The organism is Massilia atriviolacea, from assembly GCF_003953935.1.
In the GTDB taxonomy this organism is placed as follows: Bacteria; Pseudomonadota; Gammaproteobacteria; order Burkholderiales; family Burkholderiaceae_D; genus Telluria_A; species Telluria_A atriviolacea.
On record NZ_RXLQ01000006.1, the window covers coordinates 258,420 to 276,335 of the forward strand.

Annotated in this window: 11 protein-coding genes; all 11 read left to right on the forward strand. The window is 65.3% G+C overall.

The genetic code is table 11. The features are described 5' to 3' along the window. Window positions 1-86: 86 nt before the first annotated feature. The 11 genes from puuE to EJB06_RS13550 all read left to right on the forward strand — a co-directional run bounded on the left by puuE (window position 87) and on the right by EJB06_RS13550 (window position 17,911). Window positions 87-1,031, forward strand: coding sequence for an allantoinase PuuE (gene puuE / locus EJB06_RS13500; protein ID WP_126074540.1), 945 nt, complete (start codon window positions 87-89; stop codon window positions 1,029-1,031). 79 nt (window positions 1,032-1,110) lie between these two features. Next, the gene (xdhA, locus tag EJB06_RS13505) at window positions 1,111-2,580 is read left to right on the forward strand and encodes a xanthine dehydrogenase small subunit (protein ID WP_126074541.1); all 1,470 of its coding nucleotides are present in this window, start codon (window positions 1,111-1,113) and stop codon (window positions 2,578-2,580) included. A 10-nt stretch (window positions 2,581-2,590) separates the two neighbouring features. After that, a complete protein-coding gene (gene xdhB / locus EJB06_RS13510; RefSeq protein WP_126074542.1) occupies window positions 2,591-4,927 on the forward strand; it encodes a xanthine dehydrogenase molybdopterin binding subunit in 2,337 nt (778 codons plus the stop codon). Further along, window positions 4,927-5,928: a xanthine dehydrogenase accessory protein XdhC gene (gene xdhC, locus EJB06_RS13515; RefSeq protein WP_126074543.1), complete on the forward strand. Its 1,002-nt coding sequence runs from the start codon at window positions 4,927-4,929 to the stop codon at window positions 5,926-5,928. The genes xdhB and xdhC overlap by 1 nt, the downstream gene beginning before the upstream one ends. Next, window positions 5,928-7,253: a guanine deaminase gene (gene guaD / locus EJB06_RS13520; protein ID WP_126074544.1), complete on the forward strand. Its 1,326-nt coding sequence runs from the start codon at window positions 5,928-5,930 to the stop codon at window positions 7,251-7,253. The genes xdhC and guaD overlap by 1 nt, the downstream gene beginning before the upstream one ends. A 74-nt stretch (window positions 7,254-7,327) precedes the next feature. Further along, window positions 7,328-8,827, forward strand: a complete 1,500-nt coding sequence (locus EJB06_RS13525) for an amidohydrolase family protein (protein ID WP_126074545.1) — start codon at window positions 7,328-7,330, stop codon at window positions 8,825-8,827. Between the two features lie 663 nt (window positions 8,828-9,490). Beyond that, window positions 9,491-12,913, forward strand: coding sequence for a TonB-dependent receptor (locus EJB06_RS13530; RefSeq protein ID WP_126074546.1), 3,423 nt, complete (start codon window positions 9,491-9,493; stop codon window positions 12,911-12,913). Between the two features lie 136 nt (window positions 12,914-13,049). Next, entirely contained in the window at window positions 13,050-14,738 is a 1,689-nt protein-coding gene (locus EJB06_RS13535) for a bifunctional metallophosphatase/5'-nucleotidase (protein ID WP_126074547.1), read from the forward strand. Further along, on the forward strand, window positions 14,735-15,949 hold the full coding sequence (locus EJB06_RS13540; RefSeq protein WP_126074548.1) for a phospholipase D-like domain-containing protein: 1,215 nt from the start codon (window positions 14,735-14,737) through the stop codon (window positions 15,947-15,949). The genes EJB06_RS13535 and EJB06_RS13540 overlap by 4 nt, the downstream gene beginning before the upstream one ends. Next, on the forward strand, window positions 15,949-17,001 hold the full coding sequence (locus EJB06_RS13545; protein ID WP_126074549.1) for a S1/P1 nuclease: 1,053 nt from the start codon (window positions 15,949-15,951) through the stop codon (window positions 16,999-17,001). The genes EJB06_RS13540 and EJB06_RS13545 overlap by 1 nt, the downstream gene beginning before the upstream one ends. 88 nt (window positions 17,002-17,089) lie before the next feature. After that, window positions 17,090-17,911 carry a MipA/OmpV family protein gene (locus EJB06_RS13550; protein ID WP_126074550.1) on the forward strand — a complete coding sequence of 274 codons (822 nt, stop codon included), beginning with the start codon at window positions 17,090-17,092 and terminating at the stop codon, window positions 17,909-17,911. Window positions 17,912-17,916 lie beyond the last annotated feature (5 nt).

A 17,916-nucleotide genomic window follows, 5' to 3' on the forward strand; every position in this document is an offset into this window, starting at 1 on the left:
CGGCACGATCATATACCGGCGTGCGAACAGCGCTATATGATGCGCACTATACCCTCCATGCAGCCACTTCCCTCCCGAGCCCATCCATGACGACTGACGACAACTATCCCCGCGACCTGATCGGCTACGGGCGCACGCCGCCCCATCCCCAGTGGCCGGGCCGGGCGCGGGTGGCGCTGCAATTCGTGCTCAACTATGAAGAAGGCGGCGAAAACAATGTCTTGCACGGCGACCCCGCCTCCGAAACCTTTCTTTCCGAAATCATCGGCGCGGCGGCCTTTCCGATGCGCCACATGAGCATGGAATCGCTCTACGAATACGGCGCGCGCGCCGGTGTGTGGCGCCTGCTGCGCATGTTCGAGGAGCGCAGGCTGCCGCTGACCGTGTTCGGGGTGGCCATGGCGCTCAAGCGCAACCCGGAGGCGGTCGCCGCCTTCCAGCAGCTGGGGCACGAAATCGCCTGTCATGGCCTGAAGTGGATTTCCTACCAAAACGTGGATGAGGCGACCGAACGCGCCCACATGGCCGAAGCGGTGCGCATCATGCGCGAACTGACCGGGTCCGCGCCGCTGGGCTGGTACACCGGGCGCGACTCGCCGAATACGCGCCGGCTGGTGGTCGAACACGGCGGCTTTGCCTACGATGCCGATCACTACGGCGACGACCTGCCATTCTGGCAACAGGTCGAGCACGCCGGCGGCCGCAGCCCGCAGCTGGTGGTGCCGTACACGCTCGACACGAACGACATGCGCTTCGCCGCCATGCAGGGCTTCAATTCCGGCACCCAGTTCTTCGATTACCTGAAAGACGCCTTCGACGTGCTCTATGCGGAAGGCGATCCGGACGGCCTGGACCAGCCGAAAATGCTCTCGATCGGCCTGCATTGCCGCATCGTGGGCCGTCCGGGGCGGGCGGCGGCGCTGGCGCGCTTCCTCGATTACGTGCAAAGCCACGACAACGTCTGGATCGCGCGCCGCATCGATATTGCCGAGCACTGGAAAAAAGTCCATCCGTATAGTGCTTTTGGATGATAAGCCACATCTCCAAAGAGCTATAATTGTGGGTGCCTTGGGTGTTAACCTTGCATACTGGGATAAAGCCGAGGCAAGAATGTCAACACCGATCCGTTTTTACTATCAGGGCGCCGTGCGCGAAGTCACGCAGGCCGCGCCGACGCAGACCATCCTCCAGCATGTGCGCGAGGACCTGCACTGCACCGGCACCAAGGAAGGCTGCGCCGAAGGCGACTGCGGCGCCTGCACCGTGGTGATCGGCACGCTCGGCGCCGACGGCCAGGTCGAGATGAAGGCGGTGAACTCCTGCATCCAGTTGACGCCCACCCTGGACGGCAAGGCCCTGTTCACGGTCGAAGACCTGCAGCAGCCGAACGGCCTGCTGCATCCGGTGCAGCAGGCCATGGTCGAATGCCACGGCTCCCAGTGCGGCTTCTGCACGCCCGGTTTCGTCATGTCCCTGTGGGGCATGTACCTCAAGCAGGAGGGGCGCGAGCCGACCCGCTGCCAGATCGACGACGCCCTCTCCGGTAACCTGTGCCGCTGCACCGGCTACCGCCCGATCATCGACGCCGCCAAGCGCATGGGCGAACTGCCGGCCGTGCAGTTCGACCGCGCCGCCCTGGCGGCCCGGCTGGCGCCCCTGCAGCGCGGCGCCATGGCGACCTACAGCGCCGGCGGCGCATCCTTTTACGCCCCGCGCACGCTCGATGAACTGGTGCGCATCCGCGCCGGCAAACCCGAGGCCGTGCTGCTGGCCGGCTCCACCGACATCGGCCTGTGGGTCACCAAGCAGATGCGCGAGCTGGGCGACATCATCTACCTCGGCCACGTCGACGCCCTCAAGCAGGTGGTGGAGCGGGACGGCATGATCGAGATCGGCGCCGGCGTCGCGCTGGAAGACGCCTACAAGGCGGTGTGCGCGCACTATCCGGACCAACTGTCGGCCATGTGGCAGCGCTTCGCCTCGCTCCCGATCCGCAATGCCGGCACCCTGGGCGGCAATGTCGCCAACGGTTCGCCCATCGGCGACTCCATGCCCTGGCTGATTGCCCTGGGCGCGCGTGTGGTCCTGCGCGACGCCGCCGGCGAACGCGAACTGGCGCTGGAAGACCTGTACCTCGGCTACCAGAAAAAAGATCTGCAGCCGGGCGAATTCGTCCAGGCCGTGCGCGTGCCGCTGCCGCGCGCCGGGGTGCGGTTCCGCACCTACAAGCTGGCCAAGCGCTTCGACCAGGATATCTCCGCCGTGTGCGCCGCGTTTGCGCTGCGCATCGACGGCGGCGTGGTGGCCGAGGCGCGCATCGCCTTCGGCGGCATGGCCGCCACCCCCAAGCGCGCCGCGCAGACCGAAGCCCTGCTGCTCGGCCAGCCGTGGAGCGAAGCCGCGCTCGACGCGGCCATGGCCATGCTGGCCCGGGATTACGCGCCGCTGTCGGACATGCGGGCTTCGAGCGCGTACCGCATGAAGGCCGCGCAGAACCTGCTGCGCCGCTTCTGGTTCGAGACCCGTCAACACAACCCGCTGGCGGCCGATGCCGTCAACGCCTTTGCCGTGCGCGCGTAAGGAGAGCACCATGAACGACGCAGCTACCCCAGCGCTTAAAGCGGCGGCGTGGACCGGCGTGGGCGTCTCGCGCGCGCACGAATCGGCCGCGCTGCACGTGCTCGGCCAGGCCACCTACACCGACGACATCGCGGAAGTGCAGGGCACCCTGCACGCGGCGCTTGGCTTGTCTTCCAAGGCGCACGCCAACATCACCGCCATCGACCTGGACGCCGTGCGCGCCAGCGCGGGCGTGGTGGCGGTGCTGACGGTGGCCGACATCCCCGGCACCAACGACTGCGGCCCGATCGTCCACGACGACCCGATCCTGGCCGACGGCCTGGTCATGTACGTCGGCCAGCCGATCTTCATCGTCGTCGCCGACACCCACGACCACGCGCGCCGCGCCGCACGCCTGGCCAAGGTGACCTACGAGGAACTGCCCGCCATCCTGACGCCGCAAGCGGCGCGCGCCGCGCAATCGTACGTGCTGCCGCCGATGCGCCTCGCGCGCGGCGACTACCAGGCCGCCTTCGAAAAAGCGCCGCGTTCGGTCAAGGGCGAGCTGTATGTGGGCGGGCAGGAGCAGTTCTACCTGGAAGGGCAGATTTCCTACGCCATCCCCAAGGAAGACAAGGGCATGCTGGTGCTGTGCTCGACCCAGCACCCGAGCGAAATGCAGCACGTGGTGGCGCATGCGCTCGGCCTGCACTCGCATCACATCGTCGTCGAATGCCGCCGCATGGGCGGCGGCTTCGGCGGCAAGGAATCGCAGTCGGCGCTGTGGGCGGCCGCGTCGGCCATCGCCGCGTCCAGGCTCAAGCGCCCGGTCAAGCTGCGCGCCGACCGCGACGACGACATGCTCGTCACCGGCAAGCGCCACTGCTTTCATTACGAATACGAAGTCGGCTACGACGACGACGGCCGCATCCTCGCCGCCAGGGTCGACATGGTCACCCGCGCCGGCTATTCGGCCGACCTGTCCGGGCCCGTGGCCACGCGCGCGGTCTGCCACTTCGACAATACCTATTATCTGTCGGACGTCGACATCCGCGCCGCCTGCGGCAAGACCAACACGCAATCGAATACCGCCTTCCGCGGCTTCGGCGGGCCGCAGGGCGCGATCGCCATCGAATACGTGATCGACGAAATCGCGCGCGCGCTGGGGCGCGACGCGCTCGACATCCGCCGCCTCAATTTTTACGGACGCGACGAGCGCAACGTCACGCCCTACGGCCAGGTCGTGGTCGACAACGTGATCCATGCCCTGTCCGCCGAACTGGAAGAAAGCAGCGAGTACCGCGCCCGCCGCGCCGCGATTGCCGCGTTCAACGCCGCCAGCCCGGTGCTCAAGAAAGGGCTGGCGCTCACGCCGGTCAAGTTCGGGATTGCGTTTAACGTCACGCACCTGAACCAGGCCGGCGCGCTGGTGCACGTCTACGTCGACGGCTCGATCATCGTCAACCACGGCGGCACCGAAATGGGGCAGGGCATCAACACCAAGGTGATGCAGGTCGTCGCGCATGAACTGGGGGTGGACATCGCCAACGTGCGCGCCACCGCCACCGACACCAGCAAGGTGTCGAACACCTCGGCCACGGCCGCATCGACCGGCGCCGACCTGAACGGCAAGGCGGCCCAGGACGCGGCGCGCCAGATCCGCGAGCGCCTGGCCGGCTATGCGGTCAAGCTGTACGGCGGCGAGGAGGGCGAGGTGGTGTTTGCCGGCGACACGGTGTTCGTCAACGGCCATGAAGTCGCCTTCCCGGTGCTGGTGCAGAAAGCGTACCTGGCGCGCGTGCAGCTGTGGTCCGACGGCTTCTACGCCACCCCGGGCCTGCACTGGGATCCGAAGACCATGAACGGCCGCCCGTTCTCCTACTACGCTTACGGCGCCGCCGTGGCCGAAGTGGTGGTCGATACGCTGACCGGCGAATGGAAGCTGCTGCGCGCGGACGCGCTGTACGACTCCGGCAAGTCGCTCAACCCGGCCATCGACATCGGCCAGGTCGAAGGCGCCTTTATCCAGGGCATGGGCTGGCTCACCACCGAAGAACTGTGGTGGAACCCGGCCGGCAAGCTGATGACGCACGCGCCGTCGACCTACAAGATTCCCGGCGTCTCCGACTGCCCGCAAGACTTCCGCGTGCGCCTGTTCGACAACCGCAACGTCGAGGACAGCATCCACCGCTCCAAGGCGGTGGGCGAGCCGCCGCTGCTGCTGCCGTTCTCGGTGTTCTTCGCGATCCGCGATGCGATTTCCAGCGTCGGCGGGCACAAGGTGCAGCCGCCGCTGAACGCGCCGGCCACCAGCGAAGAAATCCTCAAATCGATTTCCGCTGTCGAAGCGGCGCTCAAGGCGGCGTGATGGACGACTGGCTCAGCGCCGCCGGTCCCGCCATCCTGGTGACCGTGGCCATCGTGGAAGGCTCCGGTCCGCGCGAATGCGGCGCCCACATGCTGGTCGACGCCACCCGCGTGGTCGACACCATCGGCGGCGGCCACCTGGAGCAGCGCGCCATCGAGACCGCGCGCGCCATGCTGGCCGACGGCCGCCAGCGCCGCATCGAACGCTATGCGCTCGGCCCGAGCCTGGGCCAGTGCTGCGGCGGGGTGGTGCACCTGTCGTTCGAACTGCTCGACCAGGCTCACGCCGCGCTGCTCGGCCGGCGCCGCCAGGACGACAGCTGGCGCGTGGTCGCCATCGACGGTGCGCCCGAGAGCGCGCTGTTCGACGGCGACGGCCGCTGGCTGGCCGGGGCCCGTCCGCCGGTATTCGCGCGCGACCGCGGCGCCTACCTGATGCAGGAGCCGGACGGGCGCCGCTGGCTGGTCGACCCGGTGTTCGCGCCGCGCGCGCACCTGGTGCTGTTCGGCGCCGGCCACGTGGGCACGGCCATCGTGCGCGCACTGGCGCACTTGCCATGCACCGTCACCTGGGTCGACCAACGTGACGACATGTTCCCGCCCTGCGTGCCGGCCAACGTGACGGTGGAGGCGAGCGATGTGCCGGAAGCGCTGGTCGCCGCCGCCCCGGGCAACGCCAGCTACCTCGTCATGACCCACAGCCACGCGCTCGACCAGCGCCTGACGGAAGCGATCATGGCGCGGCCCGACGTGGGCTGGTTCGGCCTGATCGGATCGAAAACCAAGCGCCGCCAGTTCGAACACCGCCTGCGCGCGCGCGGCGTGGACGCGGCGCGGATTGATACAATGGTCTGCCCGATCGGGCTGGCCGGCATCACCAACAAGGCGCCGGCGGTCATCGCCGCTTCTGTCTGCGCGCAATTACTGACCGTGTGGGAAGCCATGCAAAGAACGCCCCCGGCGTTGATGCTACCCTCGGCCGCAATCACCGAAAGAGTCTGATGTCCATCGTAACGAACACCGTGCAAGCCTACCGAGCCAGCTTGCTGCATTTTCACGCCGACCCGGCCTTCAGCAAGGACGCGTGCGGGTGGCATGAAGACGGCCTGCTGATCGTCGCCGACGGCAAGGTCAGGGCGGCCGGCGACTACGCGCAGCTGTTGTCCACGCTGCCTGACGGCGTGCAGCCTGTCGATTATCGCGGCAAGGTGATCATGCCGGGTTTTATCGACACCCACCTGCATTTCCCGCAGACCGACATGATCGCCTCGCCCGCCCCGGGCCTGTTGCCGTGGCTGGAGACCTACACCTTTCCGACCGAGCGCCAGTTCGGCGACCCGGCGCACGCGCGCGACGTGGCCGACTTCTTCCTCGACGAGCTGCTGCGCTGCGGGACCACCACGGCCATGGTGTACTGCACCGTGCACCGCGAATCGGTCGACGCCTTCTTCGAGGCCAGCGCGGCGCGCCAGCTGCGCATGGCGGCCGGCAAGGTGCTGATGGACCGCAACTGCCCCGAGTTTTTGCGCGATACGGCCGAAGGCGGGGCGCGCGACAGCGAAGACCTGATCAACAAGTGGCACAACAAGGGCCGCGCCATGTACGCGATCACGCCGCGCTTTGCGCCTACCTCCACCGAGGCGCAGCTGCGCCTGAGCGGCGAGCTGGCGGCGGCCTACCCGGACACCTATATCCAGACCCACGTGTCGGAGAATGCGGACGAATGCAGCTGGGTCAAGTCGCTGTTCCCCGATGCGCGCAGCTACCTGGACGTGTACGACCGCTATGGACTGATGCGCGAGCGCGCCATGTTCGGCCACTGCATCTGGCTCGACGAGCGCGACTTCGCGCGCATGGCCGAAACCGGGTCGGCGGCGGCGATCTGCCCGACCTCCAACTTCTTCCTCGGCAGCGGCTTGTTCGATTTCGAGAAGGCCGATGCGGCGCGGGTAGCGCTGTCGCTGGCGACCGACGTGGGGGCGGGGACGTCCTTCTCCATGTTGCAAACTATGAATGAAGCCTATAAAGTAGCGCGATTGAAAGGCAGCTACCTGCCGGCCGCGCGCATGTTCTACCTGGCGACGCTGGGCGCGGCGCGCAGCATGCAACTCGAAGGGACCATCGGCAGTTTCGTGGCGGGGGCGGAGGCCGATTTCATCGTGCTCGACCCGAAGGCGACGCCCTTGCTGGCACGCCGCACGGAGCGCTGCGATAACCTCGAGGAGCTGCTGTTCGCGCTGGCGCTGCTGGGCGACGACCGGTGTGTGGGGGCGACGTATGCGGCTGGATGCAAGGTGCATGAGCGAGCAGGCATAACGACGATGTAAGTACCGCTACACGACAAACCGTCGCTCCCGCGCAGGCGGGAGCGACTGCGACATTTATCGAGAGAAGAAGAACCATGATCCGTAAAACGAGCAGCCTGTTGATCGCCCTGGCGCTGGCGGCGAATGCGCACGCGGCCGCACCCAACGCCACATCCAGGGCCAACGAAGCGGCCACCGCGCGCCACCTCGCCAGCCTGATTGCCGGCGCCGAGCCGAAGCTGTCCGAACTGACCCTGTTCTTCTCGCAGATGCCCAAGGGCGCCGATCTGCACCACCATTACTCGGGCGCCATCTACGCCGAACAATACGTCGACTTCCTCGACAAGCAGGGCCTGTGCGTCAACAAGCAGACCTACCGCATCGAAACCAGCAAGGCCGTGATCGACGCCCAGCGCGCGCTGCCGGCGGCCGAACGCACCTGCCTCTCGTCGGCCGAGGTGCTGGCCGACGACTTCACCTACCGCGAGCTGCTGCAGCGCTGGTCGAGCAAGGACTTCTACAACCACGGCGCGATCCAGCCGCCGCCCGACCGCCAGTTCTTCCAGACCTTCGGCTTCTTCGGCCCGGTCTCGAACGCCAACTTCAACGAAGGCCTGCAGGAGCTGAAGAAACGCGCCATCGCCGAAAACGTCGGCTACATCGAAACCATGTTCAAGCTGGCGCCGATGACCGGCAGCGCCGACGCCGATACGGCCCTGTGGAAGGCCGCCGACGACGCCGCGCTGACCGCCGCCATGCGCAGCTGGATGGAAAAACTCGACAAGGACGCCACCTTCAACCAGGGCCTGGCCGACTACGTCGAGCGCATCAAGTCCAACCACGCCAACATCGACGACGAGCAGTTCACCATGCGCTATCAGGCGTACGTCCTGCGCCTGGTCAATCCCTCGCTGGTCTTCTCGTCGATGCTGGCCGGCTTCAAGGCCGCCAGCCAGAGCGACCTGATCGTCGGGGTCAATATCGTCGGCCAGGAAAGCCTGGCGCCGTCGATGCGCGACTACGAGCTGCACATGAAGATGTTCCGCTTCCTGAAGACCCAGTATCCCAAGGTGAAGCTGTCGCTGCACGCGGGCGAACTGGCATTGGGCGACGTGCCGCCGGAAGGGCTCAAGTTCCACATCGAGCAAGCCCTGAACGTGGCCGGCGCCGACCGTATCGGCCACGGCATCGACCTGGCCCACGAATCGAATGCGATCGCGATCATGAAGACCATGCGCGAGAAGGACATTCCGGTCGAGATCAACCTGACCAGCAATGCCTTCATCTCGGGCATCCAGGGCGCCAACCACCCGGTGACCCTGTACCGCAAGTTCGGCGTGCCGTATGTGATTTCGACCGACGACGCGGGCGTCACGCGCCACAACCTGTCGCAGGAATACACGCTGTTCGCCAGCCGCTACCAGCCGTCCTACGCCGAAATCAAGAAGGTCTCCTACAACGGCGTGCGCTACGCCTTCCTGCCCGAGCGCGAAAAGCAGCGCCTGACGCGCCAGCTCGACGAGCGCTTCGCGCGCTTCGAAGCCCAGGTCGCTTCCTGGCCGACGGCCGGCGGCGTCAGGCCGCGCGCACGCTGACCGCCGCGCGCCGGTCCCGCATGCGCGGGATCGGCGCCATTCTGCCGTTTCCCCACCTGCAGCAGCAAAACACGGCACAAGATTTGTCGTGTCATCTTGCGTTATCTCAAAACCCCCTGTTTTTGTTGTAAAAAATGATTGACGTATTGGAAAGTGTGTGGCCGCCCCGCTACACATTTGCGCGTCCGGGCAAACGTTTGTCGAAATTCTGTATGAAAGGATTTCACCTCAGAACCAAGGATTTATAATCCCGCCAAGGCCACAAGCCCGGAAAAACGCCTCGGCATGCTCATCTAGCACTACTTTATGCATGAATTTATATGATCGATATATAAATGCATAAACGAAATGGTATTTGTCAGCCGCGCAGCCGCTGCTGCATAGTTGCCTGAGGCTGATCCACCAAGCAATCTTGCCAGTCGCCACTTGGTCATGCTGGTGACATATTCAATCAGTAGACTTGCGCGTTGCGCAGGGGAATGTCGCGGTCGGGCGCGCTCGCTCGACGGACCTGGAATGACGAACACGACAACGGCACGGCGTTTTATTTGACTGGTTTTTCGTGGCGGCGCCATCCGCGCCGCCAGCGCAGATTTGCAACAAAGTACAGAGGAAAGGCGTCGCCGCCTTTCACCATAACATGTCTTTTTTTGGGGTTACACAATGATCAAACATAATCGGATGCAGGTCACCAAGCTGGCGCTGGCGCTATCGATCGCGCTGGCGACCTTGCCGGCCATGGCGCAGAACACCACGTCGGCCATCGGCGGGCGCATCTCCGCCGCCGACGGCAAGCCAGCCAGCGGCGCGACCGTATCCATCGTCCACGCCGAATCCGGTTCCGTCAGCAATGTCGTCACCGATGGCGAAGGGCGCTATGTGGCACGCGGCCTGCGTTCGGGCGGTCCGTACACGATCATTATCACCAAAGACGGCATCACGGAAAAACGCGAAGGCGTGTTCATCCAGCTGGCCGAGACCGCGTCGGTCGACGCTACCCTGGGCGCGCCGATGCAGACCGTGACCATCGCCGGTTCGGCTGCCCGTTCCGACAAGTTCTCGAAAACCAGCATGGGCGCGGGCACCAACATCGGCTCGACCGAAATCGCCACCCAGGCATCGATCCAGCGCAACCTGCAGGACTACGCCCGTGCCGACCCGCGCGTGGCCCAGACCGACAAGGAACGCGGCGAAATCTCCGTGGCCGGCCAGAACTCGCGCTACAACTCGCTGACCATCGACGGCGTGGCCGTGAACGACACCTTCGGCCTGGAATCGAACGGCAGCCCGACCGCCAAGCAGCCGATCTCGATCGAAGCGATCCAGACCGTGCAGGTCAACGTCGCCAACTACGACGTGACGCAAAAGGGCTATACCGGCGGCAATATCAACGCCGTCACCAAGTCCGGCACCAACACCGTCAAGGGCAGCGTCTACTACGTCTTCCGTAACGACAAGCTGGCAGGCGACCGCTACAACAACGCCAACGACACTTACTACGCGCCGCCATCGTCCAAGGACACCACCGCCGGCTTCACCCTGGGCGGCCCGCTGATCCAGGACAAGCTGTTCATTTTCGCCAACTACGAGAAGCTCGAATCGAGCCGTTCGGCGCCGGCCTTCGGCCCGCTGGGCAGCTCGCTGACCAACGTCGGCCTCACGCCTGCCTTCATTTCCTCGGCCCAGGGCATCGCCAAGGACCGCTTCGGCATCAATGCCGGCACCACCGATATCCCGAGCGGCGCCAAGCTGAACGTGGAAGACGCGCTGGTCAAGGTCGACTGGAACATCAGCGACGACCACCGCGCCATGTTCCGTTACTCGAAGACCTCGCAGTCGGAGCCGCAATTTGCCGGTATTTCGGCCAACGGCCTGTCGCTCAACTCGCAGTGGTATGCGCAGGACAAGTCGATCGAAACCTTCGTGGCCCAGCTGACGTCCGACTGGACCCCGAACTTCTCGACCGAATTCAAACTGTCGCAGCGCGACTACGACAGCGTGCCGACCCTGAACTCGCGCCTGCCGTCGATCAGCCTGTCGATGAGCGGCCCTAACCCTGCCGGCACGCCGGCATCGGTCCCGACCACCAACCGCTCGCTGAACTTCGGTACCGAAAACAGCCGTCACCGCAACATCCTCGGCACCAAGACCGACGACATCTACCTGGGCGCCAACTGGGCCCTGGGCGACCATGAAGTCAAGTTCGGCACCGACTACAGCAACAACAAGGTGTACAACGCCTTCCAGCAAAACATTTTCGGTAACTACTCGTTCAGCTGCCAGAACAGCAGCAGCACCTGGACCTACAGCTTCGGCGCCATCACCTGCGGCAGCGCGACCCCGGCCCAGGTTGAACAAGCCATCCTGGAAAACTTCAGCAAAGGCCGTCCGAGCTCGTACCAGGTGCAGGTTGCCGCACCTGGCATTAACCTGAACGACGCCGTGGCCGACTTCGCGCTGAAAAACTACGGCGCGTTTGTGCAGGATACCTGGACCATCAACCCACGCCTGACGCTGACCGCCGGCGTGCGTCTGGATGCCGCCCGCATCAGCGACCGTCCGCGCCGCAACAATGCCATCGCCGCGGCGAAGATCGAAGGCAATGCCGCCACCGGCTTGCGCGAAAAAGGCGGTTATGGCCTGGACAACACGAATACCTTCGACGGCCAGAACCTGATCCAGCCGCGTTTCGGCATCAACTACAACCTCGACACCACCCGCAAGATGCAAATCCGCGGTGGCGCCGGCCTGTTCCAGGGTAACGCTGCCGCTGTCTGGCTGTCGAACCCGTTCTCGAATCCTGGCGTGGCAACGACCACCGTCGGTTGCGGCACCGGCACCTTCGCTTCCTGCAACGGCGCGACCATCTTCAGCGCCGATCCGGACCAGCAAAAGACCAACTTCGCCGGCGTGACCGCGCCAGCGGCCAACGTCGACATCCTGGCGCAAGGCTTGCGCCAGCCGTCGGTGTGGAAAGCCAACGTCGCCTTCGACATGGAACTGCCATGGTATGGCCTGGTCTTTTCCGCGGAATACCTGCACGTGAAGTCCAAGGATGCGATCTTCTACCAGAACCTGAACCTCGGCGCAGCAACCCGCAAGGGCAGCGACGGCCGCGACCTGTTCTACACCGCGCAGGGTTACAACCCATCGTGCTGGAGCGCGACCGGCAATGCCATCACCAGCGGCGGCGCCTGCGGCGGTTTCCGTTCCAAGGCACTGAGCAACGAATCGTTCGCCAACGTGCTGCTGGCGCAGAAGACCGACAAGGGCGGCAGCGGCATGGCCACCATGTCGATCAGCCGTCCGATGACCTCGGGCCTGGGCTGGTCGATGGCCTACACCTACACGGACGCCAAGGAAGTCTCGCCACTGACCTCGTCGACCTCGAACTCGAACTTCACCGGCCGTTCGGTGTTCAATCCGAACGAAGAAGTCAACGCCAATTCGAGCTACCTGGTCAAGAACCGCGTGAACGCCATTGTTAACTTCCAGAAGAACTTCTTCGGTGCTTACAAGACGCGTTTCGGCATGTTCTACGAAGGCCGTTCGGGCAAGCCATACAGCTGGACCGTCAACAACGACTTGAACGGCGACGGCTCCGGTGGTAACGACCTGATGTACATCCCGTCGGCGCCAGGTTCGGGCCAGGTGGTGTTTGCAGGCGACACGGCCACCAGCCGCGTCAACGAAGACAAGTTCTGGGGCATCGTCAACAGCAACAGCGTGCTGAAGAAAGCCGCTGGCGGCGTGGTTGGCCGTAACACGGACTTCTCGCCATGGAGCAACAGCTTCGACATGCGTATCGCCCAGGAACTGCCAGGCCTGTTCGCCAAGAACAAGGCCGTGTTCAGCCTCGACTTCTTCAACGTCGGCAACCTGCTGAACAAGAAATGGGGCCGTATCAATGAAGTCGGCTTCCAGGGCGCCGGCGCCCAGGCGCGCAGCTTCGTCGACTACGTCGGTCTCGATGCACAGGGCCGCTACATCTACAAAGTACGCGACAACGTCGAATCGCTGGACGTTCGCCAGACCAAGGGCGAATCGCAGTGGGCCATCCAGGCGACCGTCAAGTACGAATTCTGATGCCTGGCTAAGTAATCCAAGGAACGGCCGGTGGCGACACTGGCCGTTTTTTTTCGTCCCGCGCGATACATTCCCGCTACATTTCGGAGGGCATGGCGTCCGCTGCGGCATGCGCTCTTCGGTTATCCTACTGTCCATGAAACTATTCTCAAGGCCCCTCTGCGCCGCGCTCGCCGCGGCCTTCCTGTCGGCGGGCTGCGCCACGCGCCCGACGGCCCCGATCGAGATCAACCTGGTAGCCCTGAACGACTTCCACGGCCATCTCGATTCCACCAAATTCCAGTACACCAGCATCCACGCCAGCGGCCAGCAGACCGTGCAGGCCGGCGGCGTGGACACCATCGCCGCCGCCGTCCAGGCCTGGCGCCGCGAAGACAAGGACCTGCTGTTCGTCGGCGCCGGCGACCTGATTGGCGCCTCGCCGGCCATGTCGTCGATGTGGGCGGACGAGCCGGCGCTGGAGGCGCTGACCATGGCCGGCATGCGCATTTCGTCGGTCGGCAATCACGAATTCGATAACGGCCGCGCCGAACTGCTGCGCCAGCAGCGCGGCGGCTGCGACTCGATCCGTCCGCAAAAGGCTTGCCAGTTCGCGCCCGACTTCCGTGGCGCCGGCTTTACCTATCTGGCCGCCAACGTGATCGACGACGCCACCGGCAAGCCCTTCCTGCCGGCCTACCGGATCGAAGACGTCAAGGGCGTCAAGGTCGGCCTGATCGGCGCCGTGCTGCGCAACACCGCTTCGGTGGTGCTGGCTTCGGGCATCGTCGGATTGACGTTCGAAGACGAGGCGAGCGCCATCAACCGCGTGCTGCCGGCCATGCGCGCCGAGGGCGCACAGGTCTTCGTGGTGCTGATCCACGAAGGCGGACACACGCCGGAGCCGTTCGACAAACCCGATTGCAGCGCCCTCAAAGGGCCGGTGGTCGATATCGTCAAAAAGCTCGATCCGGCCATTCGCGTGATCGTCAGCGGCCATTCGCATACGGGCTTCCAGTGCAAGGTCGACGGACGCGTGGTGACCCAGGGCGAGATGGGCGGCCATGTCCTGTCGCGCATCAAGATGATGGTCGATCCGGCCAGCGGCGCGGTGCGCGACATCGCGGTGCGCAACGTGATCATGAAACCGGGCCAGTATCCGCCCGACGAACGCGTGTCGGCCTACCTGAAGCTGGCGAAGGAACGCAGCGAGGCGGCGCTGGCGCGGCCGGTGGCGCGCGTGGCCGTGCGCTCGATCGACAAGAAGGAAAGCGCGGCCGGCGAAACCGTGCTTGGCGGCGTGATCGCCGATGCCGTGCTGGCCGCCACCAGATCGCAGGGCGTGCAGATCGGCTTCATGAACATGGGCGGCATGCGCCAGGACCTCGACGTCGGCGCCAGTCTCACCGCCACCTACGGCGACGTGCAGATCGTGCTCCCGTTCGGGAACACCATCGTCGCCATGGACATGACAGGCGCCCAGATCCGCGCGCTGCTGGAACAGCAGTGGGCGCGCCCGAAGGCCAGCGTGGTCTCGGTGCTGCAGGTGTCGGACGGCTTCAGCTACCGCTGGAACCCGGCCGCGCCGAAGGGCCAGCGCGTGATCCACGACAGCGTTACCCTGAACGGCAAGGTGCTCGACGACGCCGGCGTGTACCGCGTGGCTGGCAATAACTTCCTGGCCGAAGGCGGCGACAGCTTCCCGGCGTTCGCCGCCGCGACCAACAAGCGCGATACGCAGATCCGCGATATCGACGCCGTGGTGCAGTTCCTGATCCAGCAGGACAAGGCGGGCAAACCGGCGGGCGCCGAAACGCCGCCGGGCCGCATCGGGACGGCGCAATGATGTCCCTTCGGCGCGGCCTCGCCGCACTGCTTGCGCTGGTCCTGGGACCGCAGGCGCAGGCCGGATTTTCGATTCCCGGCTATGAACTGGTGCACACGGCGCCGGTGGAAACCACGCTCGTCAACCCCGACCTGCGCAGCAGCGCCGCAGTGTGGACCCAATTGTTCGACGAAGCGCGCAGCGAGATCGCGATCGGCCAGTTCTACGCCATCAGCAAGGCCGGCACCCCGTTCGACAAGGTGGTGGAACGGCTGGAGGCGGCCGGCGCGCGCGGCGTGAAGATCCGCTTCCTGCTCGACAAGAAGGGCATCGGCCTGTCCGATCCGGGCACCCTGGAGCGGCTGCGCAAGATCCCGAATCTGGAGATGCGCGTGCTCGATTACGCGCAGTTGACCGGCACCGGCATCATCCACGCCAAGTACCTCGCGGTGGACAGGAAGGCGGCGTTTATCGGCAGCCAGAACTTCGACTGGCGCGCGTTCACCCACATCCACGAGACCGGCCTGTTGATCACCGATGCGGCCATGGTGGCGCAGGTGCAGGCCGTGTTCGAACGCGACTGGCAGGCGCAGTCGCTGCTGGCGGCCAGGCTGGCCGTGCCGCGCGCGGTGTCCGCCAGCGTTGCGCCGCAGGCCGCGCAGCTGGTCGCCAGCCCGGCGGCCTACAATCCTCCCGGCGTAGCCGATTCCGAAGCGGTGCTGCCGGCCTTGCTGGCCGATGCGAAGAGCGAAGTGCGGATCCAGCTGCTCGACTACGCCCCGCTCGGCTACGGGCCCGACAACACGCGCCCGTACTACGGCGTGATCGACAACGCGGTGCGCGCAGCGGCTGGGCGCGGCGTGAAGATCAAGCTGATGGTCTCGAACTGGAACACCGACCAACCCGGCATCGCCTACCTGAAAAGCCTGGCGCTGCTGCCGAACGTGGAGGTGCGCATCGTCACCTTGCCGGTGGCCTCGACCGGGCCGATTCCGTTCGCGCGCGTCATCCACAGCAAGACCATGACGATCGACGGCAAGCTGGCCTGGGTCGGCACCAGCAACTGGGCCGGCGGCTACTTCGACAAGTCGCGCAACCTCGAAGTCGTGCTGCGCAACGAGAAGATGGCGCAGCGCCTTGGCGCGCTGCACGAGCAGGCCTGGAGCTCCTCGTACGCGGCGCCGATCGACGTCAAGCATGACTATCCAAAACCGAACAAGGGAAATGAATGATGAACAAACTGGCTTGTGTACTGGCGCTCGGCGCCGCCTTCGTGTCGGTGGACGCGCTGGCCTGGGGCGCCGAAGGGCACCGCGCGGTCGGCGCCATCGCCGAGAAACTGATCAAGGGCAGCAACGCGGAAAAACAGGTCGCGGCCTTGCTGCTGCCGGGCGAGAGCCTCGAATCGATCACCGTGTGGGCCGACAGCGCCAAGGGCGGCGCCGGCTACACGCCGCCGACCGCCGAGATGAACGCCTACACGGCGGTCAACCCGCGCCACAACGAGTATCACTACACCGACATCCCGTTCCAGAACGAGCACTATCACGATGGCGCGGTGGGTACGGCCGATGTCGACATCGTGCAGACGCTCAAGCAGGCCATCGCGGTATTGCAGGGCAAGACCGACCCGGCGCTCAATCCCAACAAGCTGACCAAACGCCAGGCCTTGCTGCTGGTGGCGCACATGACCGGCGACATTCACCAGCCGCTGCATGTGGGTGCGGCCTTCGTGAGCAAGGATGGCAAGTTCGTGGTGCCGAAGAAGCACGAGGATATCGACAGCCTGAATATCTACGATTCGCGCGGCGGCAACAGCCTGCTGCTCGACGACGACAAGCTGACGTCCCTGAGCGCGAAGCTGATCGAAGGCGAAGCCAAGCCGCTGCCGCCGGGCGCGCAGAAGTGGACCACGCGGCCGTTCCACTCGTACTGGGACAGCACCGTGGTCGACTACGCGATGCGCCGCATCAGCACCAGGACGCCGGAGCAGTTTGCGCAGAAGGTCATCGACAGCAAACCGGTGGTGGCGAAGAACACGGGCGACGCCACCAGCTGGCCGTACCAGTGGGCCGACGATGCGCTGGCTGCGTCCAAGCTGGCGTATTCGGACGTGACGCCGGGCGCCATAGGCAAGCAGACCAACCGCAAGGGCGAGACCTATTACACCTTCGGGCTGGAGATGGGATCGAACTACCCGGTGCCCAGTTCCGCGCTGGCCAAGACGCAGCTGATCAAAGGTGGATACAACCTGGCGTCGCTGCTGCAAACCATTTGGCCATAAGTGCCGTAGGTCAGTTATTTCCAGCCCCTATCTCGTCGTCCCCGCGCAGGCGGGGACCCAAGTTCGCAATGTCACCTTGGACTCCCACATGAAACTCGCCGCTGCCATCCTGCTCGCATTTCCGATCGTCGCCTGCGCCGCACCGGCCGAAAACAAGCCGCTCCCTCTATGGGAAGCCGGCGTCCTTGGCGGTGTTGCGTCCACGCCGGCCTACCCCGGTTCGGCCGACCGCTCGTCGCGCGGCCTGCTGCTGCCGTTCCTGATCTACCGGGGCAAGGTATTCCGCGCCGATCAATCGGGCATCGGCGCGCGCCTGGTCAAGCGCGAAGCGGTCGAACTCGACGTCGGCCTGGCCGCCTCGCTGCCGGCGCGGTCGGACGATGTGGCTGCGCGCGCCGGCATGCCGAACCTCGGCACCTTGCTCGAATTCGGCCCGCGCCTGAAGGTGCGCGTAACCGAGCCGAGTGCGTCGAGCCGGATTCGCCTCGACATCCCGCTGCGCGCCGTGATCGAAGCGCGCGCCGGCGTGCGCACGCAGGGTTTCACCTTCGAGCCGAAGGTGGTGTACGAGATGCGCAGCGCCGACGGCCTGTGGACTTTCGATGCCAACGCGGGCGTGGTCATCGGCGACAAAAAGGTAAACCGCTACTTCTACGAAGTGCAGCCGCAGTATGCCAATTCCACGCGGCCGGCCTATCAGGCCGATGCGGGGTTGATGCTGACGCGGGTGGGGGCGAGCGCCTCGCGCATGATCAACCAGGATGTGCGCATCTTCGGCTTCATGCGCCTGGAGAGTTATGCGGGCGCTGCCAATGAAGACAGCCCGCTGATGAAGAAGAAGTCCGGCGCGTCGGCAGGGGTGGCGTTTGCGTGGACCTTGGGCCGGTCGACGCGCATGGCGGGTGATTGAAGAGT